Here is a 25,759-nt window from a genome sequence, read left to right on the forward strand (position 1 = left end):
CAGAAAAGACCGATTTGCCTCGGTCCTGCCGAGCATGCACCGCGACACAGTGAATCATTCCCCGGACACCCCTGCGCTTGCGGGGAGAGGTCGGATCGCATGCAGCGAAGCGAAGTGCGGTCCGGGTGAGGGGGAGTCTCCGCAACTCGTCTGCAGCCGTCTGTGCGGAGCAAGCCCTTCACTCAACCCACTAAGAGCGAGCTGCGCTCGTCTTGACCCGGCAAGAGCGGCGCGAGGGAGCAATAGACCGATCGCGATTCCAAAAGCTCGCGACGCCGCTGCAAGGTGCGGCATGTTTCCGCATTGTAGCCATCTGTGACTTGAGTTCGCGCTGCCGCTTTGGCAAGTCAGTCCGGTCAACGCCCGCCCCGGTCCTGATCGGACACCTTCATTTGACCCTTTCCTCCAATCTTCGCGGCAGCCTGTTCATGGCTGCGGCCATGGCCAGCTTCACGGTCAACGACACCATCACCAAGGCGGTGTCGGCGGAGCTCAACATCGGCGAGATCCTGCTGGTGCGCGGCCTGGTTGCGATGGTGCTGGTCGCGGCGCTCGCCTGGTACCGTGACGCGCTGCGCAGTTTCAGCGTGCTGCTGATCTGGCCGGTCGGGCTGCGCGTCCTTGGCGAGATCGGCGGCACGCTAACCTATCTCTCCGCGATCGCGCAGATCCCGCTCGCCAACGCCTCGGCGATCTTCCAGGCGCTGCCGCTGGTCATCACGCTCGGTGCGGCGCTGGTGTTCGGCGAGCCGGTCGGCTGGCGGCGCTGGCTTGCGATCGCGGCCGGCTTCATCGGGGTGCTTGTCATCGTTCGGCCCGGTGCGGAAGGCTTTAGCCAGGCTGCACTCTTGGCGCTGGCGTCGGTCGGCTTCTGCGCGGTGCGCGATCTCGCCACCCGCCGTATCCCGAAAGAGCTGCCGACCGTGTTCATCACGCTGCTCACCACCGTGACCGTGACGACGGCGGGTGCTGTCGTCCTTGTGCCGCTCGGCGGCTGGCGGCCGCCGTCCGGCACCGCGCTCGGCCTGCTCATATTGGCCGCGGTCCTGATCCTGATCGGTTATCAGTGCATCATCGTGTCGCTGCGCACAGGCGACATCTCGGCGGTGGCGCCGTTCCGCTATACCGCGCTGCCGTGGGCGATGCTGACGGGCTATCTCGCCTTCGGCCACAAGCCCGACGGTCCGATGCTCGCGGGCGCCGCGATCATCGTGGCCTCCGGCCTCTATGCCTTCTACCGCGAGCGCAAGCGCGACAAGCTCCGTCCCGCCGCAACGGGACCGGGGCTACCGCCGGACGGGTTGTGACGCATCCGTGATCCTACGCAATCATTTGCAAATCACTTGGCGCAATGTGCGATCAGCCGTGCGACGAATGCGCCGCACGCCTCGAGCTGCGACATCTCGACGAACTCATCCGGCGTATGCGCCTGTGCGATCGAGCCGGGGCCGACCACAACGGACGGCACGTCCGCCATGCTGACGAACAGGCTGGCCTCGGTGCCGAAGGCAACCTTGGCGTGGTCGTTGCGGCCGGCAAATTGCTTGGCGAGCGTGACGATGGCGGCGTCGGCGACGGTGTCGAGCGCGGGGTAGTCGAGGATCTCTTCGAAGTCGATGCCGCAGTCCGGATGCCGCTTGCGCATGTCAGGCTCGATCTCGGCCTTGGCCCAGGCGATGATCGCGTCCGTCACCTCTCTCGACTCGGTGATGCCGATGCCGCGGCACTCGAATTCCACCACGCATTGGTCCGGCACGATGTTCAGCGCGGCGCCGCCATGCACGATGCTGGTGAGCAGGGTCGAGTGCGGGACATCGTAGAGGCTGCCTTGTTCGGCATCCGCGGTCAGCAACGCGGCGCGGCGGCGGATCTCGGTGATCAGGTCGGCGGCATATTCGATGGCGTTGACGCCGTCGGGCGCGATCGAGGAGTGGCGGGCGAGCCCGCGGAACGTGGCGCGCACGCCATGCTTGCCCTTGTGCCCGATGATCACCTGCATCTGGGTCGGCTCGCCGACGAAACAGCCGAGCGGCTTGATCGGCTTGCGCGCGACCTCGCGCAGCATCGGACGCACGCCGACGCAACCGATCTCCTCGTCATAGGAGATGGCAAGATTGATCGGCGTCTTCAGATCGGCCGCGAGCATCTCGGGAACCATCGCGAGGCAGACGGCGACAAAGCCCTTCATGTCGGTGGTGCCGCGGCCGTACAGCCGGCCGTCGCGCTCGACGAGCTCGAACGGGTTGTGGCTCCAGTCCTGTCCCACAACTGGCACGACATCGGTATGCCCCGACAGCACCAGCCCGGCCTTGTCCTCAGGGCCGACAGTGACCCACAACGAGGATTTCTGCCCGGTTTCATCGACGATGCGTTGCCCCGCGAGGCCAAGCGAGGCGAGGTAGCGCTCGATGTAGTCGATCAGGGGCAGATTGCTGCGGTCGCTGACGGTGTCGAACGCGACGAGGTCGGCCAATAGCTTGCGGATGCGGTCGGAACGTTGATTTTGCATTGCCTGTTCGTTTGCGAGGGATTGTGCGAGGAATGACGAGTGTGCGAGCGATCCTGCCAGCGAAGTATAACAGCTGGTTGGCCTGCCGAGGCCAAGCAATATTTGGACCGTTGCCGGCGGTTATTGCGGTCCAGGCGTGTGGGATGGGTTGGGTAGAGCGAAGCGAAACCCATCAAACATATCCGCGCGGCGCGGTGAGATGATGGGTTTCGTGAAGTTTATCATCGGGGCGCGCGCGTTGCGCGGACCTAGCGCGGAACGAAAGGCAAGACTCGGGCGATTCATGTCGCGAGAATGCGAAACTGTTCCCCATTCTCGGCTGTCATCGACCGGCTCGGACCGGGCGATCCAGAACGCCGCGGCCTCTCGGCCCAAGCACAGACGTCTCTGGAGTACTGGATCACCCGCATGCGTATGCGCAGGTGATGACACCGCATTGTTTGGCACTTGAATGCGAACCATCTCCAGCGTCGTCCCGGCGAAGGCCGGGACCCATTACCCCAAATGCCAATGAATGCGCGACGCTGGGGCAACAGCCTTCTTCAACTACTCGACCCTGTGGTTATGGGTCCCGGCCTTCGCCGGGACGACGGTCGTGAATGTGGAGCCATCGGGGCCGCAGCCGGGATAACCACGGAGACTGCCCTCGCTAGATCGGCTTGCCCGTATACGGCATCGATGCGGTGAGGCCGCCGTCGACCGGGATGGCCTGGCCGTTGACGTAGGACGCTTCATCGCTCGCCAAAAACAATCCCATCGCGGCGAGCTCGTGCGGCTGGCCGGCGCGCTTGAGCGGATTGAGCTGGCCGATCTTGTCCTGGGTGCCGCGCTCCTTGGCGCGATCGAACACCGGCTTGGTCATGCCGGTTTCGATCAGGCCCGGGCACACCGCATTGATGCGCACGCCGGTGCCGGAGAGCGAGTAGGCGGTGGTCTGCACCAGGCTGATGACGCCGGCCTTGCTCGCGCCGTAGGGATGTCCGCTGGCACCCGACTTCAGGCCCGCGACGGAGGCGGTGCAGACGATCGAGCCGGAACCTTGCTTCGTCATATGCGGAATCGAATGCTTGATCGCGAGGAACGGGCCGATCAGATTGACGCGCAGCACTTCCTGCCAATGTTCGACGGTCTGGTCGGCGAGCGGGACGAGGCCGCCGCTGACGCCGGCATTGGCCCAGATCGCATCGAGCTTGCCGTACTTCGAAACCGCCTTCTCGATGAAGGCCTTTACGTCGCTCTCCGAGCCGGCATCGGCGGTGACGGCCTCGACGGTGCCGCCGGCATCGCGCACCAGCTTGGCGGTCTCGTTGACGCCCTCGGTGCGATCGACCGCGATCAGCTTGGCGCCTTCCCTGGTGAACAGCAGCGAGGCGGCGCGGCCGATGCCGCTGCCAGCGCCGGTGATGATGACGGATTTGCCTTCGAGGCGGCCCATGAGTTTCTCCCTGTTCACGTGATTAGTTCGGGTGGTCCTTGGCGAGTCTGCCGCGCGACGGAATTCAAACAAAATTTCAAACGTCCGAAGCACTTGAGACGGTGTGCGGCGTGACGTACAGCGAGACGGGACACTATTGAAGGGCTCATCCGATGTCCAATCCAGACAAGCCTGAGGTGACGGTGACGCGGTGGTGGTGGGTTCGTCACGCGCCGGTGCGCAGCGACGGCGGCAACATCTACGGACAAGAGGATATCGACTGCGACACCGGCGATGTCGAGGTGTTCGAGGCGGTCGCCAAGATGCTGCCGCGCGATGCGGTCTGGTATTCGAGCAATTTGAAGCGCACACACAAGACTGCGGACGCGATCTGGGCTGCCGGGTTTCCAAAGCCTGAAAGCATGACGCAGGAACGCGACTTCGCCGAGCAGCATCTCGGCCAATGGCAGGGTATGAACCGCGCCGCGTTTCTCGCCAGTCGTCCGCCGGGTACGGCCTGGTTCGCCGACGTCAACGATCCCGCGCCCGGCGGCGAGAGCTACATGGATCTCTACACCCGCGTCTGCCGCACCATTGTGCGGATCACCGCCGCGGAAGCGGGCAGGAATATCATCGCCGTCGGCCATGGCGGCGTGATCAAGGCCGCGGTCGGGCTGGCGCTCGGCGGCCAGCCGGACAGGGGGCTGTCGTTCGATATCGATAATGTCTCGGTGACGCGGCTCGATCACATCGCGAGCGCCGGCCTGTCGACCTGGCGCTTGCCGATGGTGAACCAGCAGCCGTGGATTGCCGATCCGCGCCACGCCGCGATGCATCAGCCGTCCGGGCCTGAAGTCAGGCCGGCGAGCAAGCTTGCGTGATCGTCATTCCGGGATGGTCCGAAGGACCAGACCGCAGATGCGCAATTGCGCATCGGGGAATCTCGAGATTCCGGGTCGACGCTGGTGCGTCGCCCCGGAATGACGCTAAGACGAACACTTAACATCAGGGAGAGAAACATGACCTTGTTCGACATGAAGGGAAAAGTCGCCGTCATCACCGGCTCGACGCGCGGCATCGGACGCGCGATCGCCGAGCGCATGGCCGAGCACGGCGCCAAGGTCGTGATCTCCTCGCGCAAGGCTGACGTCTGCGAGCAGGTGGCGAAGGAGATCAACGACAGCTACGGCAAGGGCACCGCGGTTGCGATCGCGGCAAACATCTCGTCGAAGGAAAACCTGCAGAACCTGGTCGACGAGAGCAACCGCGCCTTCGGCAAGATCGACGTGCTGGTCTGCAACGCGGCGTCGAACCCGTATTACGGTCCGCTCGCCGGCATCTCCGACGATCAGTTCCGCAAGATCCTCGACAACAACATCGTCGCCAACAACTGGCTGATCTCGATGGTGGTGCCGCAGATGATCGAGCGCAAGGACGGCTCGATCATCATCGTGTCCTCGATCGGCGGCCTGAAGGGCTCGACCATCCTCGGCGCCTACGCGATCTCCAAGGCTGCCGACATGCAGCTCGCGCGCAACCTCGCCTGCGAATACGGCAAGCACAATATCCGCGTGAACTGCATCGCGCCCGGCCTGATCAAGACCGACTTCGCGAAGGCGCTGTGGGACAATCCGGACAATCTGAAGGCCTCGACCGCACGCTCGCCGCTGCTGCGGATCGGCGTGCCGGACGAGATCGCTGGCGCCGCCGTGATGATGGGCTCGCGCGCCGGCGACTTCATGACTGGCCAGACCATCGTGATCGACGGCGGCGCGACGATCAGCTGAGCATCACTCGTCATTCCGGGGCAGCCCGCAGGGCTGAACCCGGAATCTCGATGTTGTTGCGCGAGATTCCCCGATGCGCGATTGCGCATCTTAGGTTCGCGCCCCGGAATGACGGACTACTCCACCGCCGCATACACCCCGTTGCGCACCAGCGAGCGGGTATATTCGCGCTGGCCCGGGCCCTGCATCATGAAGACCGCGATCAGGTCTTCGCTCGGATCGATCCAGAAGAAGGTGCCGGCCATGCCGCTCCAGAAATACTGGCCGACCGAGCCGGAGAACGGCGCGATGCCCTGCTGCATGCGCACGGCGAAGCCGAGGCCGAAACTGTGGCCGGGCGACACCAGCGTGCCCTGGATCTTCACGCCGGCGCCGAGGTGATCGGAGGCCATGAATTCGAGCGTCTTGCGGCCGATGATCCTGGTGCCGTCGAGCGAGCCGCCGTTCAGCAGCATCTGCGCGAAGCGGGCATAGTCCATCGTGGTCGAAACCAGGCCGCCGCCGCCGGATTCCATCGCCGGCTTCTCCAGCATGTTGAACAGCTGCACCTTGTCGTTGGTCCAGGGATCGTTGGCAAAGGCCTCGGCGAGGCGGCCGGCATTGGCTTCCCCGGTGTGGAAGGCGGTCTCGGTCATCTGCAGCGGCGAGAGGATGTGCTCAGTGAGGTACGCGCCGAGCGTCTTGCCGCTGACGACCTCGATGATGCGGCCGAGTATGTCGGTGGAGCGGCTGTAGTTCCACTCGGCGCCGGGCTGGCAAACCAGCGGCATGCCGGCGAGCATGGTGGCGTGCTCGGCATTGGTGATCTTGCGGCTGCGCAGCCGCGACTGCTGGTAGAGCTGCTGCACCGGGCCGTTGCCGGTGTGGTCATAAGTAAGCCCAGACGTGTGGCGAAGCAGGTCCTGGATCGTCATCTGCCGCTGCACGGGTACCAGCTCGAGCTTGCCGTTGTTGTCGACGCCGACCTTGGTCTCGGCGAATTCGGGGATGAATTTCGCGACTGGGTCGTTGAGCAGGAAGTGGCCGTCCTCCACCAGCTGCATGATGCCGACCGAGACGATCGGCTTGGTCATCGAGAAGATGCGGAAGATCGTGTCATGGGCCATTGGCGCCGAGGCGGTCGGGCTTTGCCGGCCGATCGCGTCGAACCAGCCGATCTGGCCGCGCCGCGCCACCAGCACCGTCACGCCGGGCACGGTTCCCCTGTCGACCTCGCGGCGGAAGGTGTCGGACATCGCCTGCAGCCGCACGCTCGACAATCCGATCGATTCGGGCTTGGCGAGGGGAAGAGAGGGGGTGGTCGGGCTGGCGGCGTGCTTGGTGGCGGTTTGGGCGTTCATGGTCTCTCCCTGGTTGTTGATTCTTGCGGCGAGGTGCCGACACGGGGTGATCGCCGAAGTCTGGCGCAGAAGTTTTGCAATGAACAGAAGCTTCACCGCTTCGCCCTTGCAAACCGGCCATGCCCTGTGCTTGAAACGGCGCGAACCGGCGGCGACGCAGGTTCCCTGCAGGAGTGTAGCTCAATTGGTAGAGCACCGGTCTCCAAAACCGGGGGTCGCAGGTTCGAGCCCTGCCACTCCTGCCAGCTTTTAATCAACAATTTGAATGCCTTGGCCGAGGTCCCGGACCCCGGCCATGATCCTGCTCGCCTACTTGATGAGCGGGCAGCCGCCGTCCTTCAGCGGCCGGAACGCCTGGTCGCCGGGCACTTCGGCGAGCACCTTGTAGTAATCCCACGGCGCCTTCGATTCCTCGGGCTTCTTGACCTCGAACAGGAACATCGAGTGCACCATGCGGCCGTCCTCGCGCACCACGCCGTTGTCAGTGAAGGCGTCGCGGACCGGGGTCGCGCGCATCTTGGCCAGCACCGGCTTGGTCTCCTTGGTGCCGGCGGCCTTCACCGCGTTGAGGTAGTGCAGGGTGGCGCTGTAGGTCGCGGCCTGGTTCATCGTCGGCATCCGCTTCATGCGCTCGAAGAAGCGCTTGCCGAAGGCGCGGGTGCGGTCGTTGAGATCCCAGTAGTAGGCCTCGGTGATGATCAGGCCCTGCGCGAGCTTGAGCCCGAGGCTGTGGATATCCGAGATGAACATCACGATGCCGGCGAGGTTCTGCCCGCCCGCGACGATGCCGAATTCGGAGGCCTGCTTGATGGTGTTGATGGTGTCGGCGCCGCCATTGGCCATGCCGATGATCTTGGCCTTCGAGGCCTGCGCCTGCAGCAGGAAGGACGAGAAGTCCGGCGTGTTGAGCGGATGCCGCGCGCTGCCGAGCACCTTGCCGCCGGCGGCGCGGACCACGTCGCCGGTGTCGCGTTCGATCGAATGGCCGAACAGATAGTCGGCGGTGATGAAGAACCAGGTATCGCCGCCGTTCTTCACGATCGCGCTGCCGACGGTGTGGGCGTTGGCGTAGGTGTCGTAAGTCCAGTGCAGCGTGTAGGGCGAGCAGGACTTGCCGGTGATGTCGGAGCTCGCCGCATCCGTCACGATCATGATCTTCTCGAACTGCTTCGACATCTCCATGCCGGCGAGCGCGGTCGCCGAGGTCGGCATGTCGATGATCATGTCGACATTCTCGGCCTCGTACCATTTGCGGGTGATGGTGGCGGCGACGTCGGCCTTGTTGAGGGCGTCGGCGGTGACGAGCTCGATCGGCTTGCCGAACATCGACCCGCCGAACTCCTCGATCGCCATCTTGGTGGCCTCGACATTGCCGGCGCCGCCGATGTCCGAATAGACCGACTGGAAATCCGTGAGCACGCCGATCTTGAGCGGCGCCTGCTGCGCGAGCACCGGCCCTGCCAGCACAGCCGCGATCAGGCCGGCGGCGGACAGACTCGTGACGATGGATTTCATGATGGTGTGCCTCCCCGAGGTGTTCTTGTCACTTTGTCCGACAAAGCTAGATTTGCCCGGTTCCGGTGTCAATTCCGACCGCCGGGGTGCGACAATCAGGCCGAATATTGCCCGTTTGACGCCCCAAGGGCCTTCGCCTATCTTTTGTCCGACAAACGACAATCGGGGTCCGGGGGAGCTGAAGATGCCCACCACGCCGCTGTTCCGGCGTATCGATGTCGCGCCGGCCTATCAGAAGGTCGCCGACGCGATCGAACGCGAGATCATCAACGGGCGGATCAAGCCGGGCGAGCCGATCGGCACCGAGCAGCAGCTGGTTGCGCAGTTCGGCGTCAACCGCTCGACGGTGCGCGAGGGCATTCGCGTGCTCGAGGAGGGCGGGCTGATCCGCCGCGATTCCAGCCGCCGGCTGCAGGCCTGCCTGCCGCGCTACAACAAGCTCGCGACGCGACTGTCCCGCGCGCTGATCCTGCACGAGGTGACGTTCCGCGAATTGTTCGAGACCTCGATGACGCTGGAGGTCGCGAGCGTCGAGGGCGCGGTGGAGCGCGCGACCGAGGAGAACATCGCCGAGCTCGCCGGCAATCTCGAGCGCAGCGCAGCTGTCGTCGGCAATCCCGCGGCGCTGGCCGAGCTCGATGCGGAATTCCATGTGCTGATGGCCAAGGCTTCGCAGAACCGCGTGCTGCAACTGGCGCGCGAGCCCGCCGCGCAACTGTTCTTTCCGACCACCGAGATGATCGTGGGCGGCGTGCCCGAGGGCGGCGCGCGGCTGGTCGAGGCGCACCATCATCTGCTCGACGCGATCAAGCGGCGCGACAAGGAGGCCGGCGTGCTGTGGACGCGGCGGCACCTGCAGGACTGGCGGCGCGGTTTCGAGAAGATCGCCTCGCTCGATCGCTCGGTCGAGCACACCTACATGGAACACGCTTACGCCGCCCGGCAATAGCGACGGCGCGGCCAAGACAAGACGAAAACAACGACAACAAGCACATTCGGGAGGGACAAATGAGCGGAGACATCGCAGCAACCATCCAGCGCGCCCGCGGGCACAGCATCGGCGATCTGCTGCGCCGGTCGGCGAAGCGCTACCCCGGCAAGACCGCGCTGATCTGCGGCGCGGTGAGCTGGAGCTTTGCGGAGATGGACGCGATCTGCAATCGGCTCGGCCGTGGCTTGCTCGCGCTTGGCGTTGCGAAGGGCGATCGCGTCGCGGTGCTGTCGCGCAACTCGCACGGCTTCGCCGCGCTCCGCTTTGCGGTGGCCCGGATCGGCGCGATCCTGGTGCCGATCAACTTCATGCTCAATCCGGACGAGATCAATTTCATCCTCGCCAATTCCGGCGCCAAGCTGCTCGCGGTCGGCCCGGATTTCGTGGAGACGGCGCACGCTGCGGCCGCCAAGGGCTCGGCGGTCGAGACCTTGATCTGGCTGCCGGGCGAGGATCCGGCCACCGCACCCGACGGCATCACGACGTTCGACACCCTGCTGCACAGCGACGCCTCGGCGCCGGAGGTGTCGGTGGACAGCCGAGATCCCGCGCAGGTCATCTACACCAGCGGCACCGAGTCGCTGCCGAAGGGCGCGATCCTCACCCACGAAGCCGTCATGTGGCAGTATGTCAGCTGCATCATCGACGGCGGCATGGCGACCGACGATACGGTGCTGCACGCGCTGCCGCTCTATCACTGCGCGCAGCTCGACGTCTTTCTGGGGCCCGCGATCTATCTCGGCGCCACCAGCCTCATTACCGGCAAGCCGGTGCCCGACAATGTCCTGGCGCTGATCGCGGCCCACAAGATCAATTCGTTCTTCGCGCCGCCGACGATCTGGATCGCGATGCTGCGCTCGGGCGCGTTCGACCGCACCGACCTGTCGACCCTGCGCAAGGGCTATTACGGCGCCTCGATCATGCCGGTAGAGGTGCTGCTCGAGTTGCAGCGCCGGCTGCCCGAGGTGAAGTTCTGGAATTTCTACGGCCAGACCGAGATCGCGCCGCTCGCGACCGTGCTGTCGCCGGAGGACCAGCTGCCGAAGGCCGGCTCGGCCGGCAAGCCCGCGATCAATGTCGAGACGCGGGTGGTCAGGCCTGATATGACCGACGTCGGGGTGGGGGAGGTCGGCGAGATCGTGCATCGCTCGCCGCATCTGTTGTCAGGCTATTACAACGATCCGGTCAAGACTGCGGCCGCGTTCGCCGGCGGCTGGTTTCATTCCGGCGATCTCGCGACCATCGATGCCGACGGCTACATCACCGTCGTCGATCGCGTGAAGGACATGATCAAGAGCGGCGGCGAGAATGTCGCGAGCCGCGAGGTCGAGGAGATGATCTACCGGTTGCCTTCGGTGTCGGAGGTCGCGGTGGTCGGGCTGCCTGATCCGCGCTGGATCGAGGCGGTGACCGCGATCGTCGTGGTCAAGGCCGGCCAGAGCCTCGATGCCGACGCCGTCATCAAGCATTGCGCGGCGTCGATGGCCCATTTCAAGGTGCCGAAGCAGGTCATCTTCGTGGATGCCTTGCCGAAGAATCCGAGCGGCAAGCTGCTCAAGCGCGAGCTGCGCCAGCGCTATCTCGGCGGCGCCACGCTCGACCAGGCGGTGCAGAAGAGCTTCGCCGGCTAGGCTGTCTATTGGCCAGCTGTCGCCGGCGCCTTGTCCGACCATTCCGGCGGCAAGCCGAGCTTGCCGGCGGCCATTCCGACCAGGCCGGGATTGCGGCCGAACGCCTCGCAGGCCGCGTATTTCGGCTTGCCGCCGAGCGTTGCGCCAATCTTGTCGAACGATGGCAGCTCCGGCGCCTTTCCGAATGGCGTCGCGCCGGTGACGACGAGCTTGCTGAAATCGTCGCTGAAGGAAGGGGCGAGATCGTAGGCGTCACCGGCGCTCGAGACCATCGGCGAGTTGGTGAAAGAATTCGCCCCGCGGGCCCAGATCATCGCCGCCTGCTGGCGGCTGGCCTGATCGCGCACCTCGGCTTCGACGGTCAGGCTGCCAAGCCCGACCGGCAACCGCGGCACCGGCACGCCCGCGCCGAGCGCGCTCGGCAGGAAGCTGACCACCTTGGAAGTGCCCGCCGCGACCTCGTCGGTGGGCGCCGCCTGGGTGACAAGCGCGTGCAGGGACAGATCCGCAAGCTGATCGGGACCAACAACCTGCAGCCGCTCGCTCAGGCCGACGCACAGCGAACGATCGATCGCGTTGGCCACCAGGTGCCGCTGCTCCTGGGACAGCGTCGGCGACGCTGCCTGCGAGAGGGTCGTCGGGACGATCCGCACCGTCTTCGCGGCGAGGACCTCGTCCTTGTTGACGCGAACCAGCGATTTCGCCAGCACTCCGTCGGACGGCGTGAGATTGTCGTAGGATGCCAGTGACCCGCCTCGCGTCATCGGTGCGCTGGCACAGCCCGACAACAACACCATCGCAACCGCAGCGCCGGCAAGCAGGGATGACCGATTGGGCTGACCGTTGCGCGACGCCCGGCCCGTGCTCCGCGCATCAGTCGCAGCGCCCGGCAGAAATTCGATTCTCATGTACCCCTCGAACGACCGCTCACCCCACGAACGATCGAAGGTCACGATAGAGCAGGGCCGCCGGGGTCGGGATTAAGAGATATTAAGTCAGATGTAGCTCGCGAAACCGCGCGACCTATTTGAGCCACATTTGGCCGTGCAGGCTTAACAAAACGCTATATTTGCGCACTGCGCATCCGGGGCCGAGGCCTCTAAAATGCCGTGATGCAAATCCTGGAATACGACCTCGTGGCTTTCCCCGTCACCAACGCACGCATCCTCTGCGTCGAGGACGATGCCGATATCGCGCGCATGCTGGCCGAGGTGCTTGAGGACAACGGCTTCCGACCGGTGCTGGTCGGCTCGGCCGTGGAGATGGATGCGCTGCTCAAGCGCGAGAGCTTTGATCTCGTCGTACTCGACGTGATGCTGCCGGGCGAGGATGGGCTGAGCATCTGCCGGCGCCTGCGCATGTCGTCTTCGATTCCGATCATCATGGTCACCGCGCGGGGCGAGGACATCGACCGCATCCTCGGCCTCGAGCTCGGTGCCGATGACTACGTCACCAAGCCGTTCAATTCGCGCGAACTGGTCGCCCGCATCCGGGCGCTGCTGCGCCGCGTCGAGAGCGGCGCCACGTCGCGGTCACGGCCGCGTCCGCTGACCTTTGCCGGATGGCGCATCAACCCCACCACCCGTGAGCTGCATGACCCCGCGGGCGTCCGGATCACGCTGACCGGTGCCGAGTTCGATCTGCTGCTGGCGTTCTGCCGCAATCCTGGGCAGGTGCTGTCACGCGAGCAATTGATCGAGCAGGCCTTCGGCGGCCTGATCGCCTCAGTCGAGCGCAGCGTCGACGTTCATATCAGCCGCATCAGGCAGAAGATCGAACCGGATCCGAAGGACCGCTCGATGATCAAGACGGTGCGGCTCGGCGGCTACCTCTTCACGCCTGCGGTCGAGCAGATATGATGGGATGGGCGCAGCGGCTGATGCCGCGCAGCGTCGCTGCGCAACTCATGAGCCTCGTCGCGCTCTCGGAACTGATCGGCATCACGCTCGCGGCGGTGACCATCATTTTTCTGTTCGATTCTCCCTCGATCACCGACACGCAGAAGTTGCTTGCCGGGCGGGTCGCGGAGCTCACGCAGCTCGTGCGTTCCACGAAGACGCCGGCAGACGCGGATGAACTGCTGGCCGCAGCCAGGCGCGGCGGTCTCGACGTCAGGCGCGTCGCCTTAGGCGAACTGGTGCCTCGAACAGCCGCAGAGACGCGGTCGTTTTCCATGCGAGCGTTCCGGCAACTGGCTGCAGAGCCTGGAATTGAATTGATGGAGGATCTGCGCCATCCCGCAGGCTCGTCGTCACAGGTGATCGTGAGACTCGACGATGGCCACGCGCTGATGGCCGATGTTGCGGTCAAAGGCGGCCTTTGGTCCACTTTGCTCCGCCCGCTGGCCGGGGGGACGATCATCGTGCTGATCTCGATGCTGCTGCTGTCGGTCTATGCGGTGCGTTGGGTGATCGCGCCGCTGGCTGATGTCGCGCGTGCCGCGACCTCGTTCGGCCGCTCGCCGCGGGCTCCCGAGGTGCTGCGCCGGCGCGGTCCGCTCGAGATCGCCCAGGTCGCCGACGCGCTGAACGACATGCGCACGCGTATCGCAGCGCTGCTCGACGACCGCACCCGCATGCTCGCCGCCATCAGTCATGACCTGCGGACGCCGCTGACCCGGCTCAGGCTGCGCACCGAGCGCGTCGGCGACGACACCCTGCGCCCGGCGATGCTGGGCGATATCGCCAAGATGACGCGCATGATCAACGAGACCCTGGAGTATCTGCGCGAGGATGCCCGCTCGGAGGCGGCGTCGTTCATCGACCTGCCGAGCTTCCTGCAGACCATCTGTTCGGACTTCGCCGACATGGGCCACGCGGTATCCTATGCCGGGCCGGCGCGTCTGCCTTATGCCTGCCGGCCCCGCGCGCTGTCGCGCGCCGTCACCAATATCGTGGAGAATGCGGTCAAGCACGGCAGCAAGGTCGCGGTGACGCTTCGCCCCATGGAGGCCGGCCACATCGAGATCGAGGTGGCGGATGACGGTCCGGGCATCCCAACTGCGCTGCACGACAAGGTATTCGAGCCCTTCTTCAAGGCCGACAGCGCCCGGCAGGAGGGGGGCTTCGGGCTAGGGCTATCGATCGCGCAGGATATCGCCAAGCGCCATGGCGGCAGCATCGCTTTGAGGCTGCGGGAGCCGAGCGGACTGCTCGTATCGATGCTGCTGCCGCCTAAACCCGGCCTGGCCTAGAGGGGCGAGACGAACGACGCTGATCCCGCCAGGACGCCAGGGGATCGCAGGGCGCCGGCTAAGCCCTTGATTTGGAGAGACCAATGCCCGATCTCCCCGAACCGGGCGGGAGCCGGACCCGACCCCGCCGACCTTGACGTTTGGCCGGTCTCGCAGTAGATACTCGCCACTCGCAGCCGGCCCGCTTTGATGGCGGATATCCGGCGCGGCCTAATTCCCCGAACATTCGAGCTCGTTTATCGGCTCAACCTTCCAAACGAGGGCTGGGTCCGCAAGGTCGGCTGTTCGGATTCCTTGAAACGTTGCAATCGTCCGGAGACGGACGCGGATCTCACGATGGCTTTCAGCCCGTTCAAATTCCTGCAGGAAGTGCGCTCGGAGACCGCCAAGGTCACCTGGCCGACGCGCCGCGAGACGACCATCACCACCATCATGGTGTTCGTGATGGTGGCGCTGGCCTCGGTCTTCTTCTTCGCCGCAGATCAGATCATCCGCTATCTGATTACCCTGATACTGGGCATCCACTGATGAGCATGGGAACTCAATTGATGGACAAGCGCTGGTACATCGTCCACGCCTATTCGAACTTCGAGAAGAAGGTTCAGGAATCGATCCGCGAGCAGGCCAAGCAGCGTGGGCTGGAAGAACTGTTCGAGCAGATTCTAGTGCCGACCGAGAAGGTCACAGAGGTGCGCCGCGGCCGCAAGATCGACGCCGAGCGCAAGTTCTTCCCGGGCTATGTGCTGGTGAAGATGAAGCTGACCGACGAGGCGTTCCATCTGATCAAGAACACCCCGAAGGTGACCGGCTTCCTCGGCGCGGAAAACAAGCCGATGCCGATCTCGGAAGCGGAGGCGATGCGGATCCTGCACCAGGTGCAGGAGGGCGTGGAGCGTCCGAAGGCGTCGGTGTCGTTCGAGATCGGGGAGAACGTACGCGTGGCCGACGGCCCGTTCGCTTCGTTCTCCGGCGTGGTGGAAGAAATCGACGAGGCGCGCTCGCGCGTCAAGGTCGCGGTATCGATCTTCGGCCGCGCGACGCCCGTGGAACTGGAATTCGGTCAGGTCGAAAAGGTGGTCTGACCGGACGGCGCGGGGTATATGCCTCGCGTCAAGTCGAGAGGCCGTGGGAGGGAGGAGGCGGTCGCCAGCCCCTTCAACCGAACCACGGAACCTGAAACCGCCGGCCCGTCCGGCACAACAGGAGTGATAAATGGCAAAGAAAGTGACCGGATACCTGAAGCTTCAGGTCCCGGCCGGTGCGGCGAATCCTTCGCCCCCGATCGGCCCCGCGCTTGGTCAGCGCGGCCTCAACATCATGGAGTTCTGCAAGGCGTTCAACGCGCAGACCCAGAAGGAAGAGAAGAACACCCCGATCCCGGTGATCATCACCATCTATGCGGACCGGTCCTTCACCTTCGAGATGAAGACCCCTCCGATGTCCTACTTCCTCAAGCAGGCCGCCAAGATCCAGTCCGGATCGAAGGCGCCGGGCCGTGACAAGGCCGGCCAGGTGACCAAGGCGCAAGTGCGCGAGATCGCCGAGAAGAAGATGAAGGACTTGAATTGCGACACCATCGAATCGGCCATGAAGATGGTCGAGGGCTCTGCCCGTTCGATGGGTCTGGAAGTTGCGGGGTAACGGGCCATGTCAATCGGAAAGCGTTTGAAGAAGGCCCGCGAGGGCGTCGATCGCGAGAAGCTCTATCCGCTCGCGGATGCCATCAAGATGGTCAAGGAGCGCGCCAAGTCGAAGTTCGACGAGACGATCGAGATCGCGATCAATCTCGGCGTCGACCCGCGCCACGCCGACCAGATGGTCCGCGGCGTCGTCAACCTGCCGAACGGAACCGGCCGTACGCTTCGTGTCGGCGTGTTCGCGCGCGGCGCCAAGGCTGAGGAAGCCAAGGCCGCCGGTGCCGACGTCGTCGGTGCGGAAGACCTGGTCGAGAAGGTGCAGGGCGGCGCGATCGATTTCGATCGTTGTATCGCCACGCCCGACATGATGCCCCTGGTCGGCCGCCTCGGTAAGGTGCTCGGTCCGCGCGGCATGATGCCGAACCCGAAGATCGGCACCGTGACCATGGACGTCACCAACGCCGTGAAGGGCGCCAAGGGCGGCTCGGTCGAGTTCCGCGTCGAGAAGGCGGGCATCGTGCAGGCCGGCATCGGCAAGGCCTCGTTCTCCGAGGACAAGCTGGTCGAGAACGTCAAGGCGCTTGCGGACGCGGTCTCCAAGGCGAAGCCGGCGGGCTCCAAGGGCACCTACATCCAGCGCGTGGCGGTTTCCTCCACCATGGGCCCGGGCGTGAAGGTCGAGCCGGGCACGATCCTCGGCTGAGGTCTCTGGCCGTGACGAGATAAAGAGGGGCGGGACCGGGCAACCGGTTCCGCCCTTTGTTTTGCCAAAGCGTTTTCGAGCGAAGTGGCTACCGGTTCGGTGAAGAAAACGCGCCAAGACAAGATCTGAAGCCTCTCGCAAGAAAGAACAACAATGCCCGATAAGGTCCTGGTCTATTCACGCTTTCCCAAGGCCCAGCTGATCCGCTTCGGCGAGCGCTATGAGCTGCTGAATGCGGCGGGCAAACGATTGGACGAAGCGTTCCCGGCGGCCGAGCTCGCCGATATCCGCGCCATGATCACCGCGGGCGGCACGGCGCTCGGCACGGAGGCCATGGACATGCTGCCGAAGCTCGGCGCAATCGTCTGCTACGGCACCGGTTATGACGGCGTCGATCTCGCCGCGGCCGCCAGGCGCGGCATCGCGGTCGGCCACAGCCCGGGGGCCAATGCGGCCTCCGTCGCCGACACGGCGGTGACCTTGATGCTGGCGTCGGTGCGGCGGCTGCTGGTGGCTGACAATTACGTGCGGAGCGGCGACTGGGCCGGTGCAAAGCCGTCGCCGATGATGCGGCCGCAGGCCGGCATGCGCGGCCGCAAGGTCGGCGTCTACGGCATGGGCGAGATCGGCCGCAAGATCGCCGCCCGCGTCGCGGCCTTCGAGACCGAGGTCGGCTATTTCAGCCGCTCGAAGCAGGACGTGCCCTATCAATACTTTCCGACGCTGGAGGCGCTCGCCGATTGGTGCTGCGTGCTGCTGGTGGCCGTCCGCGCCGGCGCCGATACCGAGCATGCGGTCAATGCCGACATCCTGCGCCGGCTCGGCAGCGACGGGTTCGTCGTCAACATCGCGCGCGGCTCGGTCATCGACGAGAAGGCGCTGGTCGCAGCGTTGACCGACGGCGTGATCGCCGGTGCCGGCCTCGACGTGTTCGCGAGGGAGCCACATGCGCCCGATGCGCTGACGGCGTTGCCGAACGTGGTGCTGTCGCCGCATCTCGGCGGCCACACGCTGGAATCGCACGTCGCCATGCAGGATTGCGTGCTGGCCAATCTCGACGCGTTCTTTGCCGGCAAGCCGCTCGCCTATCCGGTGGCGACGGCGGCCTGACCGGAGCTTCAGCTCCGGCGCGGCGCGTGGCGCAGCTTGTCCGGGTTGCGGACGATGTAGATCGCCGCGATCCGGCCGGTCTCGCCGTCGATCGCCATGCTCAGTGTGTGGTCGACTTCGCCATCGAGGAAGATCAGCGCGCCCGCGCTGCCATTGACCATCATCGGTTCGACGCGAACCTCGCTGCCGGCGTTCTTGCCGGCGATACCGATGATGAAGCGGACGATCTTCTCTGCCCCCTTGATCGGCTTCAGCGCCGCCAGCTTGCGGCCGCCGCTGTCGGTGATCGCGATGGCATCCTCGCGCAGCAGGTTGGCGAGGGCGGAGACGTCGCCGCTGGCCGCGGCCTTGCAGAATGCCGTCAGCAGCCGTGCGTGGCCTTCGGGCGGCTCGGCGGGAACAGGGCGGTTGTCGCGGACCGATCGGCGGGCGCGCGCGGCGAGCTGCCGGCAGGCCGCCTCGCTGCGCTCGAGGGTGCGGGCGACTTCCGCGAACGGCCGGTCGAACACGTCGTGCAGCAGGAACGCGGCGCGCTCGAGGGGCGTCAGGGCGTCGAGCGCCAGCATCAGCGCGAAGGAGAGATCGTCGGCGAGTTCGGTCGCCGCCTCGGCCGACAGCGCCTCGTCGAACACCGGCTCGGGCAACCAGGCTCCGACATAGACCTCGCGCTGGGCGCGGGCGCTCTTCAGCCGGTCAAGACAAAGCCGGGTCACCACCGTGACGAGGAACGCCTCGGGATTGCGAACGTCGTCGACCGCGGCGAACCGCAGCCAGGCGTCCTGGACCACATCGTCGGCATCGCCGCGGCTACCGAGCATGCGATAGACAAGCCCGGTCAGCCGCGCCCGATACGGCGCCAGCGGGTCGCGCTCAGGCAGCCTGCTTGATGACATCGATCTGATGGCCGGCCACGGTCACGCGGCGACACTCCCTGGCATATCCCAGCGCCAGCTTCATCATGGGGAAGATGCGGCCGATTTGTAGGGCCATGGCGAGGTCGATCACGCCTTTTTCGCCCCAGCGCGCGCGAACGGCGTCGCGGCAGGCGTTATCGTCGGTCGAGCGCTGCACGATGGCGTCGGCGAAGTGGAAGCCGAGCGCGGTGTCCGCGGTCATGGCGGCAACGTCACGACGGAGTACGGCGGTGACCTGCTGTTCCGCCATTCCGGCTCCGATCGCCATGTCGACGACCAGTTGCGCACAGGGACCGCAATCTTCCGCCAGCGCGCCGGTCAGCTTGGCAGCATAGAAGGCCTCAACCGGCGCGACCGCGCGGTAGGCGGCGGCCTTCATCGCGCCGGCGAATTTGAAGAACGCGGCTGGCGATTCCTTCAGCATGATCTCGAGATAGGTGGTGTCGTAGCCGTAGCGCCTGGAATAGGCGCGCAGCATGCGGCGCGCGATGAAGCTACGCATGTCGTTCTCCTTGATTTGGTAGGGCGGAATAGAGGGCGAGCGCCGCGGGCAGGACGACCGCCACCAGATCGGGCGCGGCATGGCGGTCGTGGCCGCCGGCGATCATCACGAGATGCAGCAGGCCGTGGCCGGCCAGGAACGCGGCGCCCGCGACCGCTGCCGGCCACCAGGCCGGCCACAAGGCTCGCGCCGCCAGGCCGAGCCCGGCCGCGATGAAGGCAATGCCGACGTCCTGGACCAAATGAGAGTTGAACGGACCGGTATCGGCGGCGCCGGGCACCAGCGACCACCAGAGGGAACCGGCCGACAGCATCACCAGCCCATTGGCGAGGTTGAAGAGGGCGAGAATTCCTGCAATCCATCGTTTCATGCGAGCCTCCAGCGCCCAGACGAGCGGCGGCATTGGAGCGTGACGCCGTCGGGGAAGAAATTTTTCGCTGGGCCGGGCAGGTCGCCGAACTGGTCTGAAATTTGCTCTTGGCAAGCAGGGCAGGACCGGCTACATAGCGCCTTCCGGGCGTGCTGGCACTTGCTGGCATGTCCGTGCTCGCAATCCGAAAACCTGAGATGATAGGAGATCATTCCTTTCCGCATGCCCGCAAGGATGCTCGAAAGGAAGGAGACCCGTCGCCTTCAGAGGAATGAGAGCAGGGGCCTTCAGCGTGCTGAAGTGCCTCGATCCTGTCCAAGACTGCAGGCGCCCGCGAGAACTTCGTGTTTTCAACGGCTTAATCGCATGGCCTGCATAGACGGGTGAAGACCGGATTTTGCACTCCACGTCGCGATCAGTTCGCGGCCGGGAGGCTGGTTTGGTTCGAACCTCGACAGCCCATGGCCGCAAGGCTCTGGGAGGGCAGGCTTCTAGATGTCGTCTTGCCCGGCATGTCCGAAGGGTCTTGCGCCCCAAGGATCAGGTTTAGGGCGGGACGATGGGTGCAACCCGGCGGTCCTGCCTTCGCGGAAAGGCCGCCAACCGGAAAGAGCTTGCTGTGGAACGAGCGGCAAAAAAAGAGTCGGTCGAACAACTTAACGAGGTCTTCAAGACCACGTCGGTTGCGATCGTTGCTCACTATTCCGGCCTCACCGTGGCCCAGATGCAGAAGCTGCGCATGCAGATGAAGCAGGCGGGCGCGTCGGTGAAGGTCTCGAAGAACCGTCTCGCCAAAATTGCTCTTGAAGGCACTGACGTCGCTGCCATCGGCTCCCTGCTGAAGGGACCGACCGTGATCGCTACTTCGAACGATCCGGTTGCGGCGCCAAAGGTTGCCATCGAATTCGCCAAGGCGAACGAGAAGTTCGTCATCCTCGGCGGCTCGATGGGTAAAACCGTCCTGAATGTCGACAGCGTGAAGGCGCTTGCCTCACTGCCGTCGCTCGACGAACTGCGCGGCAAGATCGTTGGCCTCCTCGTGGCGCCGGCGACCAAGCTTGCTCAGCTCTCCAACGCGCCCGCGGCCAAGCTCGCACGCGTCATTCAGGCTCATGCCTCAAAGGGCGAAGCGGCCTGACCCTTCGCTAATCTCAAACCTGGTTCGAACCAAACGTTTAAGGAACTGAACAATGGCTGACTTGCAGAAAATCGTCGACGACCTCTCGAGCCTCACCGTGCTCGAAGCGGCCGAACTCGCCAAGCTCCTCGAAGAAAAGTGGGGCGTGTCCGCCGCTGCCGCCGTTGCGGTTGCCGGCCCGGCTGCTGGTGGTGGCGGTGCCGCTGCTCCGGCTGAAGAGAAGACCGACTTCACCGTCGTGCTGGCTGGGGCCGGCGACAAGAAGATCGAAGTCATCAAGGAAGTCCGCGCCATCACCGGCCTGGGCCTGAAGGAAGCCAAGGACCTCGTCGAAGGTGCTCCGAAGCCCGTCAAGGAAGGCGTCAACAAGGAAGAAGCCGACAAGATCAAGGCCCAGCTCGAGAAGGCTGGCGCCAAGGTCGAGCTCAAGTAATGCGCGGCCCGGGAGCGCCGCAGGGCGCTCCCGGGCCATGCAAACGGCGTGCGACAGGTTGTCGCGTGGCGCGACGGACACAAAAAAGTGTGGGGATCCGTGGACTTAACCCTCGAATCTCCTTTATTGCCATCCCATATCGGGTTGGCAGCGGAAAAACACGGTAGGCGGCGGGGACGGCAGGGTCCCTGGCGGAAGCCGTTGGGAGACAGTCAGATTTCGGGCTTTTTCAGTCCGTAAAGCGGAGCGTTTGGACGAGCGGGTGCAGTGATGCGCCCCGCGCGTTGTTTTGCGTTTTGGAGGTGGTCGGGGCCGGGACGGGGATTTAATTCCTGACTTAGCGCTTCGTTCCTTCGAGACGATTCGAAATTCAACCCGGGGCCGATGGCAGTCGCTCCCGGAAGGTTCGCCCCACAAAGGCGACGAAAATGAGAGGCCACGATGGCGCAGCAGACATTCACCGGTCGCAAACGCGTACGCAAGTTTTTCGGTCACATCAAGGAAGTCGCCGAGATGCCGAACCTCATCGAGGTTCAGAAGGCGTCCTATGACCAGTTCCTGATGGTCGACGAGCCGACCGGCGGTCGGCTCGACGAGGGCCTGCAGGCGGTGTTCCGCTCGGTGTTTCCGATCTCGGATTTCTCCGGCACCTCGATGCTCGAATTCGTCCGCTACGAGTTCGAACAGCCGAAATATGACGTCGACGAGTGCCGCCAGCGCGGTATGACCTTCGCTGCGCCGCTCAAGGTGACGCTGCGCCTCATCGTGTTCGATATCGACGAGGAAACCGGCGCCAAGTCGGTGAAGGACATCAAGGAGCAGGACGTCTACATGGGCGATATCCCGCTCATGACGATGAACGGCACCTTCGTCGTCAACGGCACCGAGCGCGTCATCGTCTCGCAGATGCACCGTTCGCCGGGCGTGTTCTTCGACCACGACAAGGGCAAGACCCATTCGTCCGGCAAGCTGTTGTTTGCCGCGCGCGTGATTCCGTATCGCGGTTCCTGGCTTGACATCGAGTTCGACGCCAAGGACATCGTGTTCGCGCGCATCGACCGCCGCCGCAAGCTGCCCGTGACCTCGCTGATGTACGCGCTCGGTCTCGACGGCGAGCAGATCCTGTCGACCTTCTACAAGAAGATCACCTACAAGCGGACCAAGGACGGATGGCGCGTGCCGTTCGATGCCAACCGCTTCCGCGGCTATTCGACCGTCAACGACCTGATCGACGCCGACACCGGCAAGGTGGTGCTCGAGGCCGGCAAGAAGCTGACCGTGCGCCAGGCGCGCCAGCTTCAGGAGAAGGGCCTGAAGGCGCTGCGCATGTCGGACGAGGAACTCGTCGGCAACTATCTCGCCGAGGATCTCGTCAACCCGAAGACCGGTGAGATCTACGCCGAAGCCGGCGAGGAGATTACCGAGAAGTCGCTCAAGGTGCTGAACGAGCAGGGTTACAAGGACCTGCCGCTGCTCGACATCGACCACGTCAATGTCGGCGCCTACATCCGCAACACGCTGTCTGCCGACAAGAACATGACGCGCGAGGACGCGCTGTTCGACATCTACCGCGTGATGCGTCCGGGCGAGCCGCCGACGCTGGATTCGGCGCAGGCGATGTTCCAGTCGCTGTTCTTCGACGCCGAGCGCTACGACCTCTCCGCGGTCGGCCGCGTCAAGATGAACATGCGCCTCGAGCTCGATGCGCCCGATACCCATCGCACGCTGCGCAAGGAAGACATCCTGGCGGTCATCAAGACGCTGGTCGACCTGCGCGACGGCAAGGGCGAGATCGACGACATCGACCACCTCGGCAACCGCCGGGTGCGCTCGGTCGGCGAGCTCATGGAGAACCAGTACCGGATCGGCCTGCTCCGCATGGAGCGCGCGATCAAGGAGCGCATGTCGAGCGTCGATATCGACACCGTGATGCCGCAGGACCTGATCAACGCCAAGCCCGCGGCTGCCGCGGTGCGCGAGTTCTTCGGCTCCTCGCAGCTGTCGCAGTTCATGGACCAGACCAACCCGCTGTCGGAGATCACCCACAAGCGGCGCCTGTCGGCGCTTGGCCCGGGTGGTCTGACCCGCGAGCGCGCCGGCTTCGAAGTCCGCGACGTGCATCCGACGCATTACGGCCGCATCTGCCCGATCGAGACGCCGGAAGGTCCGAACATCGGCCTGATCAACTCGCTGGCGACGTTCGCACGCGTCAACAAGTACGGCTTCGTCGAGACGCCCTATCGCAAGATCAAGGACGGCCGGGTCACCGACGAGGTGATCTATCTGTCGGCGATGGAAGAGGGCCGCTACCGCGTCGCGCAGGCCAACGTGCCGCTCGATGCCAAGGGCCGCTTCACCGACGACCTCGTGGTCTGCCGTCACGCCGGCGAAGTGCTGCCGGTGACGCCGGACAAGGTCGACTACATGGACGTGTCGCCGAAGCAGCTGGTTTCGGTCGCCGCGGCGCTGATCCCGTTCCTCGAGAACGACGACGCCAACCGCGCGCTGATGGGCTCGAACATGCAGCGCCAGGCGGTGCCGCTGGTTCGCGCCGAGGCGCCGTTCGTCGGCACCGGCATGGAAGGCGTGGTCGCCCGTGACTCGGGCGCGGCGATTGCCGCGCGCCGCTCGGGCGTGATCGACCAGATCGACGCCACCCGCGTCGTGATCCGCGCCACCGAGGATCTCGATCCGACCAAGTCGGGCGTCGATATCTACCGGCTGATGAAGTACCAGCGCTCCAACCAGTCGACCTGCATCAACCAGCGTCCGCTGGTGAAGGTCGGCGACATCGTCAAGAAGGGCGACATCATCGCCGACGGTCCGTCGACCGATCTCGGCGAGCTCGCGCTCGGCCGCAACGTGCTGGTCGCGTTCATGCCGTGGAACGGCTACAACTTCGAAGACTCGATCCTGCTCTCCGAGCGAATCGTGAAGGACGACGTCTTCACCTCGATTCACATCGAGGAGTTCGAGGTGATGGCCCGCGACACCAAGCTCGGTCCTGAGGAAATCACCCGCGACATTCCGAACGTCTCGGAAGAAGCGCTGAAGAACCTCGACGAAGCCGGTATCGTCTATATCGGTGCGGAAGTCCGCGCCGGCGACATCCTGGTCGGCAAGATCACGCCGAAGGGCGAGAGCCCGATGACGCCGGAAGAGAAGCTGCTGCGCGCCATCTTCGGCGAGAAGGCCTCCGACGTCCGCGACACCTCGCTGCGCGTGCCTCCGGGCGTGCAGGGCACCATCGTGGAAGTCCGCGTGTTCAACCGCCACGGCGTCGATAAGGACGAGCGTGCGCTGGCGATCGAGCGCGAGGAGATCGAGCGTCTCGCCAAGGACCGCGACGACGAGCAGGCGATTCTGGACCGCAACGTCTACAACCGCCTCGCCGAGCTGCTGGAGAACCGCCAGGGCATCGCCGGCCCGAAGGGCTTCAAGAAGGATACCAAGATCACCCGCGCGGTGCTCGACGAGTATCCGAAGTCGCAGTGGTGGCTGTTCGCCTCGCCGAACGACAAGCTGATGGCCGAGATCGAGGCCATGCGGAAGCAGTACGACGAGTCGAAGAAGGGCCTCGAGCAGCGCTTCCTCGACAAGGTCGAGAAGCTGCAGCGTGGCGACGAGCTGCCGCCCGGCGTGATGAAGATGGTCAAGGTCTTCGTCGCGGTGAAGCGCAAGATCCAGCCCGGCGACAAGATGGCCGGCCGTCACGGCAACAAGGGTGTGGTGTCGAAGATCGTGCCGATCGAGGACATGCCGTTCCTCGAGGACGGAACGCACGCCGACATCGTGCTCAATCCGCTCGGCGTGCCGTCGCGCATGAACGTCGGTCAGATCCTTGAGACCCATCTCGGTTGGGCCTGCGCCGGCCTCGGCAAGCGCATCGGCCAGACCATCGACGCCTATTATCACAAGCAGGATCTCAAGCCGCTGCGCGAGACCCTGAAGAAGATCTACGGCGAGGATGAAACCATCAAGTCGCTGAACGACAACGAGCTGGTCGAACTCGGCCGCAATCTGAGCCACGGCGTGCCGATCGCAACGCCGGTGTTCGACGGCGCCAAGGAAGCCGACATCGAGGAGATGCTGAAGCTCGCGGGCTTCGACGCCTCCGGCCAGTCGACCGTTTATGACGGCCGTACCGGCGATCAGTTCGATCGTAAGGTGACGATGGGCTATATCTACATGCTCAAGCTGCACCATCTCGTGGACGACAAGATCCACGCGCGTTCGATCGGTCCGTACTCGCTCGTCACCCAGCAGCCGCTGGGCGGCAAGGCGCAGTTCGGCGGCCAGCGCTTCGGCGAAATGGAGGTCTGGGCGCTGGAAGCCTACGGCGCCGCCTACACGCTGCAGGAGATGCTGACCGTGAAGTCGGACGACGTCGCCGGCCGTACCAAGGTGTACGAGGCGATCGTGCGCGGCGACGACACCTTCGAGGCCGGTATTCCGGAATCGTTCAACGTGCTGGTCAAGGAAATGCGCTCGCTCGGCCTCAACGTCGACCTGCACAATTCCAAGGTGGGACCGGCGTCGACGTCGGAAGCGGCCGAGTAACGCTGTGATCAT

23 protein-coding genes and 1 tRNA gene are annotated in these 25,759 nt (G+C 64.8%); 16 read left to right on the forward strand and 8 right to left on the reverse strand.

What is annotated here, in order from left to right; all coding sequences use genetic code 11:
* Nucleotides 1–392 precede the first annotated feature (392 nt).
* Nucleotides 393–1,307, forward strand: a complete 915-nt coding sequence (locus Q2M23_RS19600) for a DMT family transporter (protein ID WP_141342957.1) — start codon at nt 393–395, stop codon at nt 1,305–1,307.
* A 32-nt stretch (nt 1,308–1,339) separates the two neighbouring features.
* Here Q2M23_RS19600 and argE read toward each other — a convergent pair whose 3' ends face one another.
* On the reverse strand, nt 1,340–2,509 hold the full coding sequence (argE, locus tag Q2M23_RS19605; protein ID WP_316396656.1) for an acetylornithine deacetylase: 1,170 nt from the start codon (nt 2,507–2,509) through the stop codon (nt 1,340–1,342).
* A 649-nt stretch (nt 2,510–3,158) separates the two neighbouring features.
* Entirely contained in the window at nt 3,159–3,944 is a 786-nt protein-coding gene (locus tag Q2M23_RS19610) for an SDR family NAD(P)-dependent oxidoreductase (protein ID WP_038380474.1), read from the reverse strand.
* A gap of 152 nt (nt 3,945–4,096) precedes the next feature.
* Here Q2M23_RS19610 and Q2M23_RS19615 point away from each other — a divergent pair, with 152 nt between their 5' ends.
* Nucleotides 4,097–4,804 carry a histidine phosphatase family protein gene (locus Q2M23_RS19615; protein ID WP_168857052.1) on the forward strand — a complete coding sequence of 236 codons (708 nt, stop codon included), beginning with the start codon at nt 4,097–4,099 and terminating at the stop codon, nt 4,802–4,804.
* 138 nt (nt 4,805–4,942) lie between these two features.
* The gene (locus Q2M23_RS19620; protein ID WP_026192903.1) at nt 4,943–5,710 is read left to right on the forward strand and encodes an SDR family NAD(P)-dependent oxidoreductase; all 768 of its coding nucleotides are present in this window, start codon (nt 4,943–4,945) and stop codon (nt 5,708–5,710) included.
* A 116-nt stretch (nt 5,711–5,826) separates the two neighbouring features.
* On the opposite strand, the gene Q2M23_RS19625 is transcribed toward Q2M23_RS19620, so the two are convergent.
* Nucleotides 5,827–7,050, reverse strand: a complete 1,224-nt coding sequence (locus Q2M23_RS19625; protein ID WP_316396661.1) for a serine hydrolase domain-containing protein — start codon at nt 7,048–7,050, stop codon at nt 5,827–5,829.
* 169 nt (nt 7,051–7,219) lie between these two features.
* On the opposite strand from Q2M23_RS19625, the gene Q2M23_RS19630 reads away from it, so the two are divergent.
* Nucleotides 7,220–7,295 (forward strand) — tRNA-Trp (locus Q2M23_RS19630).
* A 64-nt stretch (nt 7,296–7,359) separates the two neighbouring features.
* Here Q2M23_RS19630 and Q2M23_RS19635 read toward each other — a convergent pair.
* Complete coding sequence (locus Q2M23_RS19635) at nt 7,360–8,565, reverse strand: ABC transporter substrate-binding protein (RefSeq protein ID WP_141342960.1); 1,206 nt, start codon at nt 8,563–8,565, stop codon at nt 7,360–7,362.
* 184 nt (nt 8,566–8,749) lie between these two features.
* Between Q2M23_RS19635 and Q2M23_RS19640 the strand changes: the two genes are divergently transcribed.
* Both Q2M23_RS19640 and Q2M23_RS19645 read left to right on the forward strand, forming a co-directional pair.
* Entirely contained in the window at nt 8,750–9,514 is a 765-nt protein-coding gene (locus Q2M23_RS19640) for a FadR/GntR family transcriptional regulator (RefSeq protein WP_018272155.1), read from the forward strand.
* Nucleotides 9,515–9,573: 59 nt separating this feature from the next.
* Complete coding sequence (locus Q2M23_RS19645) at nt 9,574–11,187, forward strand: acyl-CoA synthetase (RefSeq protein ID WP_141342962.1); 1,614 nt, start codon at nt 9,574–9,576, stop codon at nt 11,185–11,187.
* 5 nt (nt 11,188–11,192) lie between these two features.
* Here the strand turns inward: Q2M23_RS19645 and Q2M23_RS19650 are convergent, their stop codons facing one another.
* Complete coding sequence (locus tag Q2M23_RS19650; RefSeq protein ID WP_316396665.1) at nt 11,193–12,095, reverse strand: DUF3313 domain-containing protein; 903 nt, start codon at nt 12,093–12,095, stop codon at nt 11,193–11,195.
* A 204-nt stretch (nt 12,096–12,299) separates the two neighbouring features.
* On the opposite strand from Q2M23_RS19650, the gene Q2M23_RS19655 reads away from it, so the two are divergent.
* The 7 genes from Q2M23_RS19655 to Q2M23_RS19685 all read left to right on the forward strand — a co-directional run bounded on the left by Q2M23_RS19655 (nt 12,300) and on the right by Q2M23_RS19685 (nt 17,830).
* On the forward strand, nt 12,300–13,046 hold the full coding sequence (locus Q2M23_RS19655; protein ID WP_057019557.1) for a response regulator: 747 nt from the start codon (nt 12,300–12,302) through the stop codon (nt 13,044–13,046).
* A 20-nt stretch (nt 13,047–13,066) separates the two neighbouring features.
* Nucleotides 13,067–14,380 carry an ATP-binding protein gene (locus Q2M23_RS19660; RefSeq protein ID WP_316396667.1) on the forward strand — a complete coding sequence of 438 codons (1,314 nt, stop codon included), beginning with the start codon at nt 13,067–13,069 and terminating at the stop codon, nt 14,378–14,380.
* A gap of 336 nt (nt 14,381–14,716) precedes the next feature.
* The gene (gene secE, locus Q2M23_RS19665; RefSeq protein WP_028335448.1) at nt 14,717–14,908 is read left to right on the forward strand and encodes a preprotein translocase subunit SecE; all 192 of its coding nucleotides are present in this window, start codon (nt 14,717–14,719) and stop codon (nt 14,906–14,908) included.
* A gap of 20 nt (nt 14,909–14,928) precedes the next feature.
* Nucleotides 14,929–15,462: a transcription termination/antitermination protein NusG gene (gene nusG / locus Q2M23_RS19670; RefSeq protein ID WP_021081670.1), complete on the forward strand. Its 534-nt coding sequence runs from the start codon at nt 14,929–14,931 to the stop codon at nt 15,460–15,462.
* A 130-nt stretch (nt 15,463–15,592) separates the two neighbouring features.
* Nucleotides 15,593–16,021: a 50S ribosomal protein L11 gene (rplK, locus tag Q2M23_RS19675; RefSeq protein ID WP_016840552.1), complete on the forward strand. Its 429-nt coding sequence runs from the start codon at nt 15,593–15,595 to the stop codon at nt 16,019–16,021.
* 6 nt (nt 16,022–16,027) lie between these two features.
* On the forward strand, nt 16,028–16,720 hold the full coding sequence (gene rplA, locus Q2M23_RS19680) for a 50S ribosomal protein L1 (RefSeq protein WP_018272150.1): 693 nt from the start codon (nt 16,028–16,030) through the stop codon (nt 16,718–16,720).
* Nucleotides 16,721–16,873: 153 nt separating this feature from the next.
* Nucleotides 16,874–17,830 carry a 2-hydroxyacid dehydrogenase gene (locus Q2M23_RS19685; RefSeq protein ID WP_316396671.1) on the forward strand — a complete coding sequence of 319 codons (957 nt, stop codon included), beginning with the start codon at nt 16,874–16,876 and terminating at the stop codon, nt 17,828–17,830.
* Nucleotides 17,831–17,838: 8 nt separating this feature from the next.
* On the opposite strand, the gene sigJ is transcribed toward Q2M23_RS19685, so the two are convergent.
* The 3 genes from sigJ to Q2M23_RS19700 are packed head-to-tail and all read right to left on the reverse strand — an operon-like array spanning nt 17,839 to nt 19,616.
* Nucleotides 17,839–18,723, reverse strand: coding sequence for an RNA polymerase sigma factor SigJ (sigJ, locus tag Q2M23_RS19690; protein WP_316396673.1), 885 nt, complete (start codon nt 18,721–18,723; stop codon nt 17,839–17,841).
* A complete protein-coding gene (locus Q2M23_RS19695; protein ID WP_253589961.1) occupies nt 18,701–19,246 on the reverse strand; it encodes a hypothetical protein in 546 nt (181 codons plus the stop codon). Before Q2M23_RS19695 ends, sigJ begins: the two co-directional genes overlap by 23 nt.
* Entirely contained in the window at nt 19,239–19,616 is a 378-nt protein-coding gene (locus Q2M23_RS19700; RefSeq protein WP_316396676.1) for a hypothetical protein, read from the reverse strand. The genes Q2M23_RS19695 and Q2M23_RS19700 overlap by 8 nt, the downstream gene beginning before the upstream one ends.
* Before the next feature lie 619 nt (nt 19,617–20,235).
* Here Q2M23_RS19700 and rplJ point away from each other — a divergent pair.
* From rplJ to rpoB, 3 genes are all read left to right on the forward strand, one after another.
* Nucleotides 20,236–20,754 (forward strand): 50S ribosomal protein L10, encoded by a 519-nt coding sequence (rplJ, locus tag Q2M23_RS19705; RefSeq protein ID WP_028335452.1) that lies wholly within the window; start codon nt 20,236–20,238, stop codon nt 20,752–20,754.
* A 52-nt stretch (nt 20,755–20,806) separates the two neighbouring features.
* Entirely contained in the window at nt 20,807–21,187 is a 381-nt protein-coding gene (gene rplL / locus Q2M23_RS19710; RefSeq protein WP_028335453.1) for a 50S ribosomal protein L7/L12, read from the forward strand.
* Nucleotides 21,188–21,628: 441 nt separating this feature from the next.
* Nucleotides 21,629–25,747: a DNA-directed RNA polymerase subunit beta gene (gene rpoB, locus Q2M23_RS19715; protein WP_057019553.1), complete on the forward strand. Its 4,119-nt coding sequence runs from the start codon at nt 21,629–21,631 to the stop codon at nt 25,745–25,747.
* The last annotated feature ends 12 nt before the right edge of the window (nt 25,748–25,759 follow it).

This window comes from Bradyrhizobium sp. 33ap4, from assembly GCF_032654765.1.
GTDB lineage: Bacteria > Pseudomonadota > Alphaproteobacteria > Rhizobiales > Xanthobacteraceae > Bradyrhizobium > Bradyrhizobium australafricanum.